We start from the raw sequence: 16582 nt of genomic DNA on the forward strand, positions 1-16582 counted from the left end.
CGAGTGCGGTAAAACCTGAGCGGGTCCAGTCACCATAGAAGTGTGAGTAAACAAACAGTTCACACGACGGCATAGAGTTCCTCCTTAGTTATCAGCAGGTGAATAAGTCAGCCGATAATAGTGGCGGTGTGCGGCTTTTTCCAGCGATTTGTATCAACGTTGGTATAGTATGGCGTCAGAGTCTGATTGATGTCACAGGAGATTGAATATGTTGATTTATGACGTTTTTGGCCGGCACATAGGCGTTCTGCGCAAGGAGGATGGCTGGCAGGTATTTCGCGCCGACGTGACAGAAAGGAAATTTTCGCGAATGTTCGATATCGCTATTCCAGATGATATGCCAGAAGACGAAATTGCAGGCTGGCTGGGTGATATCTTTCATGAAGCTGCAACTGAGCATCATCTTGATGTGAAACGCATCGAATGAAAACCTGATTGTGTTGGGTTGTTTGCCTTTGGCATAAAGCGGACGGTGCACAAGTCCATGTCCGCTTTGAGCAAAAGCGGACATTGACCAGTCAGTTAATTCCCGTCGGGTTTGAAATGCGTATCCGCCAGCCCTTATCCGCCCCTTGTTCCATCACCTGTGTGGCGACGCCGCAATCATCTCTTTGAGTGCCGTCTTCTAATGTCGTAGTCAGCGACCATTTAATGATGGCAAGAATAAGGTCACCTGAAGGGATAAGAGTATGGATCTGGTTTCTGATAATTGGCCTTGATGCTATCAACGTGGTAAAAGCCATACGCAATGCATAAGGATCAGTTTCGATGACAACATTGCTGGGCATTCTCATCGAGGCACGGTTACTGAAAACAGACATCAATGCGTCAATATTTCCGGCATTAAATGCTTCATCAAATGCAGCAATGGTTTCAGCTGGCGATCGATGGACAGTATCGCTCCTCTCAACCGAAGCTGCGAAATTGGAAATGTATCCTGCAATTTCTTGAGGTGATTCCAGCGGCGAAAGATGTCCTGTGCCATGAACAATCATCATTGCTGCGTGAGGAATGCGAGGCAGCAGCTCTCTTTGCAACGTTTCCGGGGTATCGACCCGGTCCAGCTCTCCTGATATGACTCTTACGGGAACATTAATGGAGGCAACTGCACTTGTAATGTCTTCGCGCATGGCGATGTCGGGCCAGGCAGCCTTCGCTTCAGTTCCGGCGCTCAGACTGTCTTCAATGACCTGCTCACGGAGCGCCGGGCTAAGCGGCCTCGACGTCAGAACATTGTCGATAACAAACTCGACTGATTCACGGCTGCTATATGCACTGGTAAGCCTGTCGCGATCTTCTTTAGAAAGCATCATGGGCGAAGGAGGAGAGGGTGCAATCAGCATTAGCCCTTCAAGGCCTTGAGGCCGACGGGATGCCATCAATTGGGCAACTTTTCCTCCCATTGAGTGGCCAATCAGGATATATCGCTTTAGCTTGAGCGCGGCAATGACGCCTTCAGCATCACTTGCAAGGTCCGCAATCCGGTATCCGGACTTCGGCGCATCTGATAATCCCCAGCCACGGTGATCGATAGCTACCGTGCGATAGTGATCAGGTAACTGTGATATCACGCTCTGCCACGTTCGGGATGATCCGCCATAGTAATGCAGGAACACCAGTGCAAGCTCACCGCGACCATGTTGCTGTACATTAATACCTGTATTGTTCACTGTAATTTTCATTATTTCATTCTCCTCATGGTTTAAAATAATGTTAATTACAGTTCTTATAAATGATAATTGGCTGAATAGTGTTTACAGTCGATAACCATATTATCGAATGGTGTGCGTAATGGACAAGTTTACCAGTATGCGAATTTTTATTGCGGCAGTTGAGGAAGGCAGTTTTGCTGCGGCCGCAAGACGTTTTAAACTTTCATCAGCCATGGCAGGAAAACATGTCAGTGCTTTAGAATCCGATTTACACGTGCGGCTTATTCAGCGCTCTACACGCCGACTGAGCCTTACGGATGTTGGTCAGCGATATTATGACCGCTGCAAAGTGATTATCGAGGCTCTGGATGACGCAGACAGGGAAGCCAGTGACATTCAGGCCACTCCCCGGGGATTGTTACGCATCGCCGCCCCTCTTGCCTTCGGCGAAATGCATCTGGGGAAGATTGTGTCACGCTACCTTGAGCAATTTCCGGAAGTCAGTGCAGGTGTTGTCCTTGAGGATAAGTATATTGATTTGCTTGAGGAACGGATAGATGTAGCCATACGCATAGGACATCTGGACGATCCGACGCTTGTCACCCGACGTCTGGCACCCTGTAAAATGGTTTTATGCGCATCAACAGACTTTCCGAAAAAATACGGCATGCCTGAAACGCCAGATGATCTCTCGCGTATGCCGCGCATGGCTTTCAGCCAGGCAATTTCTGCCGGAGACTGGACAATCTATGACACAGATAACAGGCCACACACTATTGAAAGCCGTTGCCGGCTCACATCAAACAATATCCATTTGTTAATGGAAGCGGCCTTGGGCGGTACAGGGATTGTATATGGCCCCTGTTTTGTTTTTCGAGAGCACATAAGGCAGGGCCAACTGATTGAGCTGCTGCCAGATTACCGGACATCAGAGCTTACCATTCAGGCAGTGTACCCGAGTGCGATGCGCATTCCATTTAAGGTTCGCACTTTCGTTGATTTTATTGCTGATGCTTTGAAAGCGAAGCCGCTTTAAGAGTGCGGGTACTTGAACAAACATAGAATGATGCCCGCTTTTAGCACAACGCGAACGTTATTGTTCCAACATTACGTCTTTACCTTGGCTTTACAAAGCTTATTCTACCTTCAAAATAGCAACTGCCATGCGTCTGTTCAGTCAATGGCGCAGGAAAGCTATCAGACCTGAGCTGGTAGCAGTGGACAAAGCCCCCCTGTTAAGTCGGGTGATAAAATGAAGGTGGCTGGCCGGTAATCCGACGGAACATCGTCGCGAAGGATGAACCATTGTCATAGCCGAGCGACAACGCGACTTCGTTTACCGGTGTTCCCGTTAGCAGCATTGCCAGCGCGCTGACCACACAGGCTCGCTGACGCCAGGCTGAAAACGACATGCCGGTTTGCTGCTGAAAATGGCGACGAAATGTGCTGCCGCTCATAAACAGCGCGCTGGCCCAGCGTTCTGCCGGATCGTGAATGGCTGGCGCAAGTAAAAAAGCCTGACATAGCCTCAACAGCGCGGGCTGCTGCGGCAAAGGGATCTCGAGCGCGCACACTGGCATTGCCGCCACTTCAAGCAGCATTAAATCTATCAGCGCCCGATCGCGTACGCTGTCATAGCACGGCGGCAAATCCACCGCCTCCAGTAGTAGCTGCCGCAACAGCGGCGATACGGCAATCACTTCGCAGCGGCTGATGTTACGCAATCTGGACGCGCATGCGGGTTCGATATACAGGCTACGCGTCGTTACGCCTGTAAACTTGACGGCATGCAGGATTTCGGGGGGGATCCATACCGCATGCTGGGGCGGCACCACCCATTCCCCGTCACGGGTTGAAACGTGCATCAGGCCGGTTGCGCCATACAGAAGCTGCGCACGGCGGTGCTGATGTTGCGGCAGGAAAAATCCCTGCGCATAGTCGTTGCCGAGCGCTACAACATCGCGATTCAGCCGATCGAAGCCGTCAATTTTCTCGTTTCGCATATCCGTCCCCATCTGACCAGTTTGCAAGGGTAATTGAGCGCTGCGCAAATGGGAAGCGGGCCGCTGGCGCGATATGCTGCTGCCTCACTTGTAAACGGGACACCTCCTTGAACGAATTGCTGATAATAGTACTTGCCGGCTTTACTACCGGCATAACCACGGTCCTTTTTGGCTTCGGCGGCGGCTTTGTTGTCGTGCCATTTATTTATCAGTTGCTGATGCGGCAGCCGCTGCTGGCAGGAAATGCGATGCATATTGCCGTGGCCACCTCGACAGCGGTGATGATTTTCAACGCAGGCTGGGTTAGTTACCAAAACTGGCAAGCGGGCAGGCTTTCTTCAACCGTCTTGTTTCCGCTGCTGTGGTTTATCGCCACAGGCGCGGTAGTCGGTTCGTGGTTAGCGGGAATGATGAGCGAGGCGCTGATTCGCGCGCTTTTTATCCTTTATATGCTGTCGACGATTGGGGATTGTCTGTTACGCAAAGGCTTCTTCAGCGGCAGCGCGCCGCGTCGTTTATCACTTTTGACGGTTGCCGGTGGCGGTATGCTAATCGGCATGATTGCTGCACTGCTGGGCGTTGGCGGCAGCGTAATGACGGTGCCACTGTTACGACGACACGGCCATGCAATGCGCGCGTGTATTAGTGCGGCCAACCCGCTTTCCCTGCCGGTAGCGCTGTGCGGTGCGATGACATATGCGATAAGCGGCTGGCATAAAATTCAGGCAGGCGGATTTTTGGGATTTATCAGCCTGAAAATATTGGGCTTGCTCCTGGTGACCGGCTGGGCGGGTATTGCTTTCAGCCGCCGGGCTATCCCCGCCGTCCCCGATGTCTGGCACGCGCGAATCTACGTGATGCTGCTGTGCATGGTTCTGGTAGTAATAGTGCTTTAGACAAACCTTGTTTTGCTGATTTGGCTGCTGTTACAGAAGCAATAATTGTATGAACATCCGTCACTGGCACAAAGCGGACGTTCACAGCACTTCCAGCTGTCCAGAGGCATTTGACACTGACAGGCAGTATGCAGCCAGTACATTGTGTGCCATGTATTGGAATGCGTAGGTTGAGCATACTTACCGGCGGCGGCGCATTAGAGAATAGGTTTGCTACTGGCCTTTGGCGGCGCCAGCCTGCTGCTGACGCTTAGAGAGTGACTTAAACCGTACATGACGGGGAAGTAACTGACACGCTGGCCCAAACATGCATTTACCCGGCAACAGGCTAGCGAATTAAGCGCCGGTTACCGTCGGCTGATGAATCTTCATCGAATCATGCTTGCCTGGATTGCACTCCTGAGTGGTACCAGGGAGATAAAATTTTCCGTCCGCATCAGGATCGGTGCCGCCGGGACATCCCGGCCTGCCGGCAGAGCCATCAGTATTACCTCCATCTGAACCGTTTCCACCGTCAGCGCCGGATTCTCCCGCATAGCCGCCATTTCCTCCCTGACCTCCGGCTCCTCCCTGTCCAGCGCTGACAGAGCATGCAAACAGTGCCAAAAAGCAGGCCAGAAAATACTTACTCATTGTTAGCCTCTCGATTCGTAACGGGCAGCTCAGGCTGCCGCGGCGGGTAATACTCACGAAGAGATACACTACCATCCGTTTTATCTCTGCTGACTTAACAGATCATCAACACCCGTTTTTCAATAAGAAACTAAGGCCGTCAATTTACGCAGTGCCTGCTGCTGACTTCACTCTGCTTATTGCGAGGGTAATCACTGACGCCCGCGCGGGAGTCACTGGCGCTGCACCTCTTATCGTGACTGGTTCACCCAAATCAGTTGATCGGTTGCGAAGCCCAGTCGCTGGGCATAGGCGAGATAGCGTTGTTTGACTTCAGCCGGAATGGTGGGCTGACGCGACAGAATCCACAGATACCCCCGGTTCGGCCCGGCGACCAGTGCATACTGATAATCTTCATCCAGCGCAATCACGTTATAACCGCCATAAAAAGGCCCGAAGAACGAGACCTTTAGCGCGGCGACGTCAGGTTTGCCGGTGAAGTAAGCTTTGCCTTCGCTCTCGCTCCACGCTTTTTTCTCCGGATCGTAACCGCGATTCAGCACGCTGATACCGCCGTCGCTGCGTTTGCTGTAGGTGGCGGTCACATGATCTTTACCGCGTTCGAAACGGTGATCGAGGCGGGCAATTTCATACCAGGTGCCGAGATAGCGATCGGCATTAAAGTGGGTGATGGGCTGCACCCCTTTAGGTGGCGTCGGGGATTTACAGGCGACCAGAGTAACAGACAGCGCCGTGATGGCGACTAACGGCCAGATTTTCATCGCAACTCCTTTATATCTCTCAAAATCCTGTCTGAAGTATAGATAAGGATAGCGAAACCGGCGCGGTTCAAAACCTTACGCCGCGCCGGTCTGTCGATTAACGGCGTTTCTCAACCTCATCTTCTGGCGGAATCACCGGCTCATCGATAGCGATTGATTTGCCGGATTTCAGCAGCTGAATATCCAGAATCACGTAGGTCATAGTGGTAATAAACAGCGAGATGACACTGCCAATCACGCCGCTGGTGGTAAAGGTGAAGTAGTTATACATCACCACCCAGGTGAGGCAGATAAACATCGCCAGCGCCACGGTAATCGCCGACTGCGAGTAATGCGTGGTGCGCGCCCCCATTTCATTAATCTGCAGACTCAGGTTGCAGCCGCTGTATTTTTCCAGCAGCACGATAGTGTGATCCCAGTTGTGCAGGCGGCGTGCGCTGCCGCGCGCGGCGAACAGAAACAGCAGCGACAGGAACAGACCAGAAAAGGCGATCAGGACCGGTACCGCTTCCAGCGCATAGGCAATGCTTTTATGGCTTGACGCTTGTGCGACCGCGCTCAAATCCAGCGTCAGCGAGCAGCCCAGTGCGCCATACAGGAACACAAACAGCAGCAGATAGAGCGCGTTGCGTTTCCAGTCGAGCTCTGCTTCATGATTTCTCTGTAACCGCGCATCCTGCAACGCCTGTTGCAGGCGCAGTTGTTCGTCAGACGGGGAATCGATACTGGCGATCTCCTCGCCCAGTAAGCGGTGAATAAAAGGCTGATCGGCCTGATCGAGGGTGATGCGCATAAATTTTCCGCTAGCAAAATATTCGTGGCGTCAGTGTAACGTAAAACGAAGCTAATCGGGCGTCCGGTGCAGCGGCTGCGCATTTTGCCGCCGTCAACACGCACCGGGTGAAGGGGGAGCACAGCAATCCTTCGCATCCACCGATTGGCGATATCTGATTATTCGGGTAACGTGGAATTTCATACTCATACGTCAAAATTATTCCCGTACCCTACGTAGCAGGAGAGGTCAGTTATGTCCGTCCATTCGCCGCTCATCGGCATCGTCAGCGATGATGTCAGCCATCCGCACAGTATGCACATGCTCAAAGAAGTCACGCGTCAGCTCAGTGCGCGTGATCGGCTGCCGGTGCTGCTGTGCGCCGCCACGCGCGAGGATTTTCAGGCCGCGCTGCGTAACGCGTCGTCGCTGCCGCTGGGTGGACTGCTGTTCCTGAGCTCGCCGTGTCGGGATGCGCAGGAGATGGTCGCGCACCTGCTGCCGTCGCTGCGCGCGGTGCATCTGTGCCCGAACGACAGCGCGGACGCTGATGTGGTGGTTGCCGATGCGTATCACGCCGGGCAGCAGCTTGGCGCACTGCTGCTGTCGCAGGGGCACCAGCGTTTGGGCGCTATGCAGGTGCAGGCAAGTGACACGCCGCCGCGCCAGGTGCAGGGGTTTATTGCCAGCCTGCAGGCGGAAGATAAGACGCTGCACGCAGCACTGCACGCCGGCGCGCTTCACCGCGAGCAGGCTTATCAGGCGATGATGGCTTATCTGAAGAAAACCCGTGCGGCAGAACGCATCAATGCATTGATGTGCGAATACGACGAGCTGGCCTTCGGCGCACTGCAGGCCGTGCGCGACTTCGGTCAGGGCGCGCATATCTCCGTGGTGGGCTTTGATGATGCTGACGAGGCGCGCGGCTCCACATGGCACCTGAGCAGCTGGGCACCGCGCCGTGATTTACTGGTGACGGAAGCCCTCAACCGGCTGCTGGATCAGCGTCCGGACCACAGCCGCGCCTGGCAGCAGGGTGAGCTGCAGGTGCGCCATTCGCATCACGGCAAATATGTGCCTGGCGAAATGTCGCAGTGCGGCTGCGCCATCCGTCACTGATCGCTGCAAGCCTTTCCCCCCTGGGCGCCGGGCTGATTTCCACACACTGGCGCTGATCTTTGCCGGATTTTTATATCCGCGCAGGTTTTCTTTACGCCTTTTTTATATTGCCGGCGGTTAAATCAGCGCAGCAGGCGGCACTGTGGCGCGCCTTAACCTTAAAGGGAAATATCATGCCCGGCACTATTCTGGTCACACATAATCAGCATCAGTCTTCCACGCTGGCAGCCATTTACGATCGCCTGATGGCGCGACGCGGTGGCCTCTGGGTCTGCTGGGATGGACAACGTACCGTCGCTGCGCAGGAAGCGGCGCGCACGCTTAGCTTTCAGCAGGATAACGAATACGACAGGCTGCAGTTTGCGCTGACGCGCGCAGAATACGAAGAGGGCTATCACGGCTACGTACATCAGGGGTTGTGGCCGGTGTTTCACCAGCGTCCGGACCTGGCACGTTTCACCAGCGCCAGCTTCCAGGCCTATCGCCAGCTGAATGCGGCTTATGCCCACGCCATCGCCGAATATGCCATGCCGGACGATGTGATCTGGCTGCAGGATTATCACTTCATCCCAACGGTAAAAATGCTGCGTGATACCGGCTTAACTAACCGCATCGGTTTGTTTTTACATCAGCCGTTTCCGTCCGGTCAGCTGTTTGAAGCGATCCCTGACTGGCGCAGCCTGGCAGAGTCGCTGCTGTGCTGCGACCTGATTGGCTTCCAGACCGCGCAGGATATGAATAACTTTCTGCTGTGGCTGGAGAGCGAGTTTCGCGCTGAACGCTTAGGCAGGAACCGTCTGCGCGTGCACGGTCACATTATCACTACCGGCGTGTTTCCGGTCGGGATCGATCTGGCTGAGGTTCAGGCGTTACTTGAGAGCAACAGCTGCCAGTACATGGAACAGCAAAGCCGCGAACATTTGCCAGCCAACACGGTGCTGAGCGGCGGTCATCTCGACGACAGCGCAGGTCTGCCGTATCGCATCAGCGCGCTGGAAGTGCTGCTGCGCCATCATCCCGACTATGCGGGCAACATCATGTTATTGCAGCTGGCTTCTGCTGCCAGCGGACACCCGCACCGGCAGCAGGCGATCAGCCACAATCTGGAAAATCTGTGCGGTGAGGTTAATGGCGTGCACGGTATGCTCAACTGGTATCCGGTCAGCTATCTCAACCACGATTATCGCCGTGAGGAGCTGGCCGGGCTGTATCGCGCGGCGCGGGTGGCGCTGGTGACGCCACTGATGGCGGGCATGAGCCTGATGGCGAAAATGTATGCTGCGCTGCAGGATCCGGCGAATCCCGGCGTGCTGATTCTGTCGCAGTTCGCGGGTGCGGCCGAACAGATGGATGGCGCGCTGATCGTTAATCCTTACGATCCTGATGCAATGGCGGATGCCATCCATACGGCATTGCGGCTGCCGCTCAGCGACCGTCAGAACCGTCATGCGCGCTTGCTGAATAATCTGCACCGCTATGATTGTCACTGGTGGGCCGACAGCTTCCTCGCCCTGTTAATGGATGAGCCGCAGCCGGAGAGTGCGCAGCTGTGTAGCCGTCACCTGTCGGGCGCAGGCATAAGCGGGCGGTTACGTTATTGATAAGCAGGCAGGGAAAGAGCGGGGCTAATGTCGGGTGTTTTTGCCCGTATTATCACGGTTGCGAAAAATATGGGTCACGTTATCGCTACCTTTTAACGCCACCGCTTCGCCCTGTGGCGCACTTTTGCTGTTCTGCACTTCAGCAATCGCATAGCGAAACGCGCGCTGGCGGGCCGGATCGGTTTCTGATGCCGCCATCGCGCGCAGTTTTTCCAGCAGCGCGAGAGTGGTTACCGGTCCGGCTTGTTTTAACAATTGCAGCACGGCATCGCCCATGACAATGTCGGCCAGTTTTTCATCTTCACTTCTATACATAAAAGCTCTCAGTATCCGCGTTGCGTTTAGCATTGCCTGGTGCAGGTAAACCAAAGCCTAATCAACGACTGATAGTGTCGCTCTTCCTCTGTCGGAAATGTGTGACCTGCTGAGCGAAATGTTTCCCCGACAGCACCCTTAAACTTATACAACAAAAGCGCTTCTGTACAGGCGGGCGTGTTACCACTATGGCAAGCAAATGAATTCATCGAAGCCATTATTGCAGGCTTCTATAGTACTTAGTAGCATAGGTGTTCAGGCAGGGACAAGGACAGTCCTCTTCTTCATAAAGCAGGGAAACAGCATGGCCATTTATGTATTGAAGCCCTTCGACCGAAATTTCAAAGGTGAAATGATTGCGGACATCAAGCTCTGTCTGGCTGCCCGCGAATTGATTGCCGGACAGTATGAGGCCAGTTTGGGTGGCGGTGTTTACAAAAAACGCATTCCGCTCGGCGCCGGCAAAAGCGGCGGAGCCAGAGCGATTGTCGCGTTCAAATCACAAAAACACCTGTTTTTTGTTAACGGTTACGCTAAATCGACCACGAAGAGTGGCATACGTGAGATTAAAGAGGATGAGCTTAATCTCTACAGGCAGGTAGCCAGTCAACTGTTTGCCATGACGACTGAGCAGGAAAGAGCAGCGATAAAGGCGAGAAAAATGCGAGAGGTAATATGCGATGGTTGATCATCTAAAAGATCTGCAGGAAATCGCGCATGATTTTAACCCGCTGGGGGTGGTTAGCGATGAGCTTACCGAAAAAATCGATTCACGTGTCAGATTACGTGAGCTGCGTACCTCTCTGCCGGTTTTACAACTGATGTCAGGCGAGGCTATTCGTGAGTTACGTGAGCGTCATGGTCTGAGTCAGGCCATGTTAGCGGCCTATATTGGCCTGTCCCCGGCCACCGTGGTGAAATGGGAGCGTGAGGAGAAGAAGCCAAATGGCGCTGCGCTGCGCCTGCTTAACCTCATTGATAGAAAGGGTCTTGAGGTGTTGCGTTAATCATTTTTTGCGGCCACAGGATAAGGTGGCCTGACATTGCGTGATACAACGAATTTGTCGTGACGCCGCAGCCAAAATCACGCTGTGACGCTGGGTTGAAGTGATGAAAAGCAGGCATAGATCTTATGCCTGTTAGTATCTATCCCGCCGTTACCCGCCCCGGCGCTAATCGCTGCTGCCCAGAATATCCATAAATTCCTGCACTGGCCGGTCGTAAACGTTCATACTGCCGGGACGATCGCTGAGCCAGGCCACTGCCAATTCCCAACACACATCAACGTCGCTGATGCGGCAATAATGCAGCGTCGTGCTGCGCGCTTTCACTACCTGTTCGGGCAGCAGGGCAATCCCCATATTGCGCTCAACCAGACTCAGCAGGGTTTCCAGATCGCTCACTTCAAACGTCACCTTGCGGCTCAGCCCCTGCAGGGCAAAACTGTTGTCATTCACCTTGCGCGTGCCCTGGCCGGCTTCGAAATCGATGAACGACTGCTGCGCCAGTTGTGCCATGGTGACGTCCGGCTGCATCGCGGTGAACCCGGCATAATCCGCGGCGAACGCTACCACGATTTCATCGCAGGCGATGATGCGCGACGACAGCCGGTCGGAGACTTCCTCCACCGGCATAATCGCCAGATCGATCTGCTGATTGTGCACTTTTGCATTGAGCTTCGCCGATGATCCCTGGCACAGCTTGACGTCAAAATCCGGAAAGCGACGAATAAAGGTTTCCAGTAATTGCGGCAGATCGATAAACGGCGGCACGCTTTGCACCGTGCCAATCGACAGGGTTCCGGTCTTAAGCGCCACGATCGCCGCCACTTCCTGCGACGCTTTTTCGACAAAGGCACCGATGGTTCTGGCGTAATCAAGAAACACTTTCCCGGCCATGGTCAGGCGCACCTGGCGAGTAGAGCGGATAAAAAGCGGCGCGCCCAGTTCCTCCTCCAGCTGTTTGATCGAGGTGGACAAGGCCGATTGCACAATATGCATACTCTGTGCGGCGCGGGTGAAATTTTCATGTTCCGCCACGGCGATGAAGTGCCGCATCTGGCGCAATTCCATCAGTTATCTCCATAAAAGATGAATTTAATCACAATAATGAATTTTACAGATTAACCATACGCGGTAAAAATTTGTCCGGCAATCGCCTGTTCGCCGCGCGGTTTTGCAGGAAGGCAGAGTACGTCTTCTGCCCACCAGCACGGCGGCATTTAATGAGAGGAATCTGTTATGAGTTATGTTGCATCGCCAGCGCGTTATCAGACCAACATGCAGTACCGTAAAACCGGCAAAAGTGGCCTGGTGCTGCCGCTGATCTCGCTGGGGCTATGGCAGAATTTTGGCGGCGTTGACGTGTTTGAGACCGGCAGAGCGATCCTGCGCCACGCGTTTGATAACGGCATTACCCATTTCGACCTGGCGAATAACTACGGTCCGCCAGCGGGATCGGCTGAAGAGAACTTTGGTCGCTGGCTGGCGCAGGATTTTGCCCCATATCGTGATGAACTGATTATCTCCAGCAAAGCGGGCTGGGATATGTGGCCGGGTCCGTATGGTGGCCCGACCGGCACCCGTAAGCATCTGATTGCCAGCTGTGATAACAGCCTGCGCCGCATGGAGCTGGATTATGTCGATATCTTCTACAGTCATCGCGTCGATCCGAATACACCGCTGGAAGAAACCATGGGCGCGTTGGTACAGCTGCATCGTCAGGGCAAGGCGCTGTATGTCGGCATCTCTTCCCATTCGCCAGAGCTGACGCGTCAGGCCGCTGCGATTCTGGCCGATGAGAAAGTGCCGCTGTTTATTCATCAGCCCAATTACTCGATGCTAAACCGCACGATTGAGCACGGGCTGCTCGATACGCTGGCGGAGCTCGGCAGCGGTTGCATCGCCTTTTCACCGCTGGCACAGGGCATGCTAACCAATAAATATCTCAACGGCGTACCGCAGGGCGCGCGCGCCGACGGCAGCGATCCGCGTCTTTCTGCCATGCTCAGCGAAGAGAACCTGGCAAAAATTCGCGCGCTCAACGCGATTGCTGAAGCGCGCGGTCAGACGCTGGCGCAGATGGCGATCGCCTGGGCGCTGCGTGATGAGCGGGTCACTTCTGCGCTGATTGGTGCCCGCACGGTTGATCAGTTGAGTGATTCCCTGCGCGCGCTGGACAACCTGACCTTTACGGCACAGGAGCTGGTGGACATTGATCGCTACGCCACCGAGGGCGGGGTGGATATGTGGCGCGTCTCTTCGCAACTTAAATGATGCCCGGCGCCGCGCAACGCGGCGCGTTTTATCGCTGCGCCTGCTGTAACCGCACGGCGCGGCGAAATGCATTGGGTGACTGACCCGTTTCACGCTTAAAAGCATGGCTGAAGGCGCTCTCTGAGGCGTAACCCAGCGTCTGCGCTACCACGGCCACCGCCTCATTTTCCTCCTGCAACGCACGCTCTGCCAGCCGCATGCGCCACGCCGTCAGATAGGCTATTGGCGTGATGCCAACCACCTGACGAAAATACTGGGCAAAACGGGTGCGCGACATGGCACAGGCACGCGCCAGTTCGTCCAGATGCCAGTTGCGTGCCGGTTCGCCATGCAGCCGCTGTAACGCCGGTGCCAATCGCGCATCGCTCAGCGCCCGCAGCCAGCTGGCGGGCAGTGCGCTGCTGGTTTGCAAATGCGCCCGCAGAATCTGGATGAACAGTAGTTGTGCCAGCTGGGCCGTTGCCAGCTGCGATCCCGGCTGGACATGCTGGCCTTCCTGCACCAGTTGATCCAGCACCCAGCGGAATGACGCCGCCTGCGGTGACGCCGCCGGTACCTGAATCCAGGGAGGTAATACGTGGGTCAGTAAACGACCACTGGCAGGATCAAGCAGTACATGGCCACCGATATGGACAAAATCATCACCGCTGCCAATCGGCGCATGGCCTTTTCCTGCGCCATAAAACACGCTCATGGCGTCAACCGGTGGTTCGTCCGGATGGCTGGCCAGCACGAAGGCGCGTTTAGCGCTCAGCAAGCCGACGTCGCCGGTGGCAAAGTGGAACGGTTCAGATTCGCCCTCCAGTATGACCCAGCAACTGCCTTTGATAATGGCGAAGAATTTAATTTTATCGGGCGCAGGGAAACGCAGCGCCCAGCGTCCGCCTGCGGTAAAACCGCCGGTCAGCAATGATTCAGCGCGAACGAATCGCAGAATGTCGGAAAAGGGATCAAGGCTCATTTCTGTACTATCACGCAAGTAAACTGCATTTACAAGCATTCAAAATCCTCACTCCGCCGCTTAACGTAGAGCGCATCGAATGAACGATGCTTGTGATGAGGAAGAAAGATGAGTAATGACAAGGTTCTGGTTACCGGCGGCAGCGGGTTTATCGCTCAGTACTGCATTATTGCGCTGCTGCAGCAGGGCTATCAGGTGCGAACCACCTTACGTGATGCCGAACGTGAAGCTGAAGTCAGGGCGCATCTGTTGCAGGCCGGGGTGGCCGCAGGCGAGGCGCTGCAATGTGTCGTTGCCGATTTAACGGCAGACGCGGGCTGGGAAGACGCAGTGGCGGGCTGTCGCTTCGTGCTGCATGGCGCTTCACCCACCCCGACCGGCAGCCAGGTAAGCGAAGCTGACTGGGTGAATCCGGCGATTGAAGGAAATCTGCGCGTATTGCGCGCCGCGCGCGATGCAGGTGTTAAACGTGTGGTGCTGACCTCGGCGTTTGGCGCGGTCGGTATCGGACATCCAGCGGACTATCCGCGCCCCTTTACCGAGCGCGACTGGAGCGATGTCAGCGGCGATGTGTGGCCGTATCAGAAATCGAAAACCCTGGCGGAACGCGCCGCCTGGCAGTTTATCGCTGAGCAGGGTAACGGTCTGGAACTGGCCACGGTGAACCCGGTGTCGGTGCTGGGACCGGTGCTGGGTGCCGACTATTCACATTCGATTCGCATTGTGAAGGAGCTACTGGAGGGGCAGCCAGGCTGTCCTGACATCAACTCATGTTTTGTTGATGTGCGTGACGTGGCCAGTCTGCACGTGCTGGCAATGACCCACGCCGCCGCGCAGGGGCAGCGCTTCCTTGCCAGTTCGGGGCACAGCCTGCCGCTTATTGAGGTGGCGCGCACGCTCAAAACCCATCTGGCAGCAGAAGCAGAGAAGGTTTCGCTGCAGCCAATGAGTGACGCCATGGTGCGGGCGGCGGCAGCGCAAAATCCGCTGATGACGGGAATGGTAAAACTGCTGGGCGTTGATATGAACGTCAGCGCCGCTAAAGCTGGCTGGCTGCTGAACTGGCACCCGCGTAGTCCGCAGGAGGCCATTCTTGCCACCGCGCGCAGCCTGATTGCGCTGGGGCTGGTAGCAAACCACTAGTTTGACTGCGGCATTTATCATCACCCTGGTGACGCGCAGATGCTATATAAATGATAACAATTATCATATATAGCGATTGATGAGGATATCATGCCGTCTCCACAGGTGATAAACGCCGACTGCTGTATCGTCGGCGGCGGTCCGGCCGGCTTAATGCTGGCCTATTTACTGACGCGCGCCGGCCTGCGCGCGGTCGTGATTGAGAAGCACGCCGATTTTCTGCGCGATTTTCGCGGCGACACCATTCATCCCTCAACCCTGGAGATCATGCACCAGCTGGGTCTGCTCGACGCGCTGCTGGCGCTGCCGCATCAGCGCGCGGAAAAGTTACAGGCGGAAGTAGGCGGGCAGGAGATCACCATGGCCGATTTCTCCCGTCTGCCGTTGCGCTGCCGTTTTATCGCCTTCATGCCGCAGTGGGATTTCCTCACTTTCCTCGCCGCCCAGGCGGCGCACTATCCCGGTTTCACGCTGCTGCAATCCACCGGTTTTGACGATTTTCTTTATCAGGATGGCGTAATCGCAGGCGTGAAAACGTTACAAGGTCACGAAATTCACGCGCCGCTGGTGATAGGCGCTGATGGCCGTCGCTCGGCGGTGCGGCAGAAAGCCGGGCTGGTGGGTAAAAGCTTCGGTGCTCCACGCGATGTGGTGTGGTTCCGGCTGGATAAACAGCCGGACGACCCTGAGCTGGGGATGGGCCACAAGGGGCCGAAGCAAAACTTCATTGTCATTGACCGCGGCGAATACTGGCAGTGTGGATTCACCATTCAGAAAGGCGAATTCGAGGCGCTGAAGCAGGCCGGGCTCGACGCGCTGAAAAACCGCATGGCAGAGGTTGCGCCGTTCAGCGTGGCGCGCATGGCGCAGCTGCAGGAGTGGCAGCAGCTGAGTCTGTTATCCATCCGTATCGATCGGCTGGACAAATGGATGAAGCCCGGCGTGCTGTGCATTGGCGATGCCGCACATGCGATGTCACCGATTGGCGGCGTGGGTGTGAACCTGGCGATTCAGGACGCGGTGGCCAGCGCCAATTATCTGACGCGGCCGTTGCAAAACGGCACGCTCACGCTGCGCGATTTAGAGAACGTGCAGCGGCGGCGGCAGTTTCCGACGGTGGCGACGCAATTCCTGCAGATCAAGATGAGCAGCGGCAAGCGCCCGCGTACCACGCCCAGTAAGGTTCCGCAGCTCATCAGCCGCTATCCGTTTTTACGCCATCTGTTTGGCCGGTTGATTGGCATGGGCTTCCGCCCGGAACGGCCACGTCTCGCCGGAGAAAAAACGTAGCCGGGTAATTATTGCAATTGCGATGCTTTTGTAACATTAAATTAACTTTTTCGGCGGGCTATCATTAAAAAAATTGCTTAATCGGAGAGGGGGTTTAATCACTTTGTGCCTTATTTGTCGACTGATATAACCTGAACGTCAACGCGATCTCAACGAAGCGT

General features: G+C 55.2%; 18 protein-coding genes. 10 read left to right on the plus strand and 8 right to left on the minus strand.

The features are described from left to right. Positions 1–208 precede the first annotated feature (208 nt). On the plus strand, positions 209–427 hold the full coding sequence (locus FT726_RS06820; RefSeq protein ID WP_288423427.1) for a hypothetical protein: 219 nt from the start codon (positions 209–211) through the stop codon (positions 425–427). A 91-nt stretch (positions 428–518) separates the two neighbouring features. Here the strand turns inward: FT726_RS06820 and FT726_RS06825 are convergent, their stop codons facing one another. Next, positions 519–1682 carry an alpha/beta fold hydrolase gene (locus tag FT726_RS06825; RefSeq protein ID WP_021508981.1) on the minus strand — a complete coding sequence of 388 codons (1164 nt, stop codon included), beginning with the start codon at positions 1680–1682 and terminating at the stop codon, positions 519–521. 109 nt (positions 1683–1791) lie between these two features. Here FT726_RS06825 and FT726_RS06830 point away from each other — a divergent pair, with 109 nt between their 5' ends. Next, positions 1792–2688, plus strand: coding sequence for a LysR family transcriptional regulator (locus tag FT726_RS06830; RefSeq protein ID WP_346302600.1), 897 nt, complete (start codon positions 1792–1794; stop codon positions 2686–2688). A gap of 199 nt (positions 2689–2887) precedes the next feature. On the opposite strand, the gene FT726_RS06835 is transcribed toward FT726_RS06830, so the two are convergent. Beyond that, a complete protein-coding gene (locus tag FT726_RS06835) occupies positions 2888–3655 on the minus strand; it encodes a helix-turn-helix transcriptional regulator (RefSeq protein ID WP_021508983.1) in 768 nt (255 codons plus the stop codon). A gap of 107 nt (positions 3656–3762) precedes the next feature. Between FT726_RS06835 and FT726_RS06840 the strand changes: the two genes are divergently transcribed. Beyond that, positions 3763–4551 (plus strand): sulfite exporter TauE/SafE family protein, encoded by a 789-nt coding sequence (locus FT726_RS06840; RefSeq protein ID WP_021508984.1) that lies wholly within the window; start codon positions 3763–3765, stop codon positions 4549–4551. A gap of 336 nt (positions 4552–4887) precedes the next feature. Here the strand turns inward: FT726_RS06840 and FT726_RS06845 are convergent, their stop codons facing one another. The 3 genes from FT726_RS06845 to FT726_RS06855 form a co-directional block, all read right to left on the minus strand. After that, on the minus strand, positions 4888–5184 hold the full coding sequence (locus FT726_RS06845) for a hypothetical protein (protein ID WP_072208578.1): 297 nt from the start codon (positions 5182–5184) through the stop codon (positions 4888–4890). A 230-nt stretch (positions 5185–5414) separates the two neighbouring features. Further along, positions 5415–5945 (minus strand): outer membrane lipoprotein Blc, encoded by a 531-nt coding sequence (gene blc, locus FT726_RS06850; protein ID WP_058775967.1) that lies wholly within the window; start codon positions 5943–5945, stop codon positions 5415–5417. A 97-nt stretch (positions 5946–6042) separates the two neighbouring features. Beyond that, a complete protein-coding gene (locus FT726_RS06855) occupies positions 6043–6738 on the minus strand; it encodes a hypothetical protein (protein WP_058770282.1) in 696 nt (231 codons plus the stop codon). A gap of 234 nt (positions 6739–6972) precedes the next feature. Here FT726_RS06855 and FT726_RS06860 point away from each other — a divergent pair, with 234 nt between their 5' ends. Further along, positions 6973–7836: a substrate-binding domain-containing protein gene (locus tag FT726_RS06860; protein ID WP_288421492.1), complete on the plus strand. Its 864-nt coding sequence runs from the start codon at positions 6973–6975 to the stop codon at positions 7834–7836. Positions 7837–8009: 173 nt separating this feature from the next. Beyond that, entirely contained in the window at positions 8010–9437 is a 1428-nt protein-coding gene (locus tag FT726_RS06865; protein WP_346302601.1) for a trehalose-6-phosphate synthase, read from the plus strand. Between the two features lie 24 nt (positions 9438–9461). On the opposite strand, the gene FT726_RS06870 is transcribed toward FT726_RS06865, so the two are convergent. After that, positions 9462–9752, minus strand: coding sequence for a hypothetical protein (locus tag FT726_RS06870; protein ID WP_021508990.1), 291 nt, complete (start codon positions 9750–9752; stop codon positions 9462–9464). Between the two features lie 304 nt (positions 9753–10056). On the opposite strand from FT726_RS06870, the gene FT726_RS06875 reads away from it, so the two are divergent. Together FT726_RS06875 and FT726_RS06880 are read left to right on the plus strand one after the other, a co-directional pair. Beyond that, positions 10057–10440: a type II toxin-antitoxin system RelE/ParE family toxin gene (locus FT726_RS06875; protein WP_282996207.1), complete on the plus strand. Its 384-nt coding sequence runs from the start codon at positions 10057–10059 to the stop codon at positions 10438–10440. Next, positions 10433–10759 carry a DNA-binding transcriptional regulator gene (locus FT726_RS06880; RefSeq protein ID WP_211726866.1) on the plus strand — a complete coding sequence of 109 codons (327 nt, stop codon included), beginning with the start codon at positions 10433–10435 and terminating at the stop codon, positions 10757–10759. Before FT726_RS06875 ends, FT726_RS06880 begins: the two co-directional genes overlap by 8 nt. Before the next feature lie 165 nt (positions 10760–10924). On the opposite strand, the gene FT726_RS06885 is transcribed toward FT726_RS06880, so the two are convergent. Next, positions 10925–11824 (minus strand): LysR family transcriptional regulator, encoded by a 900-nt coding sequence (locus FT726_RS06885; RefSeq protein WP_166719433.1) that lies wholly within the window; start codon positions 11822–11824, stop codon positions 10925–10927. Between the two features lie 168 nt (positions 11825–11992). On the opposite strand from FT726_RS06885, the gene mgrA reads away from it, so the two are divergent. Continuing rightward, on the plus strand, positions 11993–13027 hold the full coding sequence (gene mgrA / locus FT726_RS06890) for an L-glyceraldehyde 3-phosphate reductase (protein WP_346302602.1): 1035 nt from the start codon (positions 11993–11995) through the stop codon (positions 13025–13027). A gap of 28 nt (positions 13028–13055) precedes the next feature. Here mgrA and FT726_RS06895 read toward each other — a convergent pair whose 3' ends face one another. Continuing rightward, positions 13056–13988, minus strand: coding sequence for an AraC family transcriptional regulator (locus FT726_RS06895; RefSeq protein ID WP_233209802.1), 933 nt, complete (start codon positions 13986–13988; stop codon positions 13056–13058). Between the two features lie 108 nt (positions 13989–14096). Here FT726_RS06895 and FT726_RS06900 point away from each other — a divergent pair, with 108 nt between their 5' ends. Together FT726_RS06900 and FT726_RS06905 are read left to right on the plus strand one after the other, a co-directional pair. Further along, on the plus strand, positions 14097–15131 hold the full coding sequence (locus FT726_RS06900; RefSeq protein WP_288421502.1) for an aldehyde reductase: 1035 nt from the start codon (positions 14097–14099) through the stop codon (positions 15129–15131). A 90-nt stretch (positions 15132–15221) separates the two neighbouring features. Further along, complete coding sequence (locus FT726_RS06905) at positions 15222–16421, plus strand: FAD-dependent oxidoreductase (protein WP_211726861.1); 1200 nt, start codon at positions 15222–15224, stop codon at positions 16419–16421. Positions 16422–16582 lie beyond the last annotated feature (161 nt).

This window comes from Pantoea sp. Morm, assembly GCF_016643525.1.
Taxonomy (GTDB): Bacteria; Pseudomonadota; Gammaproteobacteria; order Enterobacterales; family Enterobacteriaceae; genus Pantoea; species Pantoea dispersa.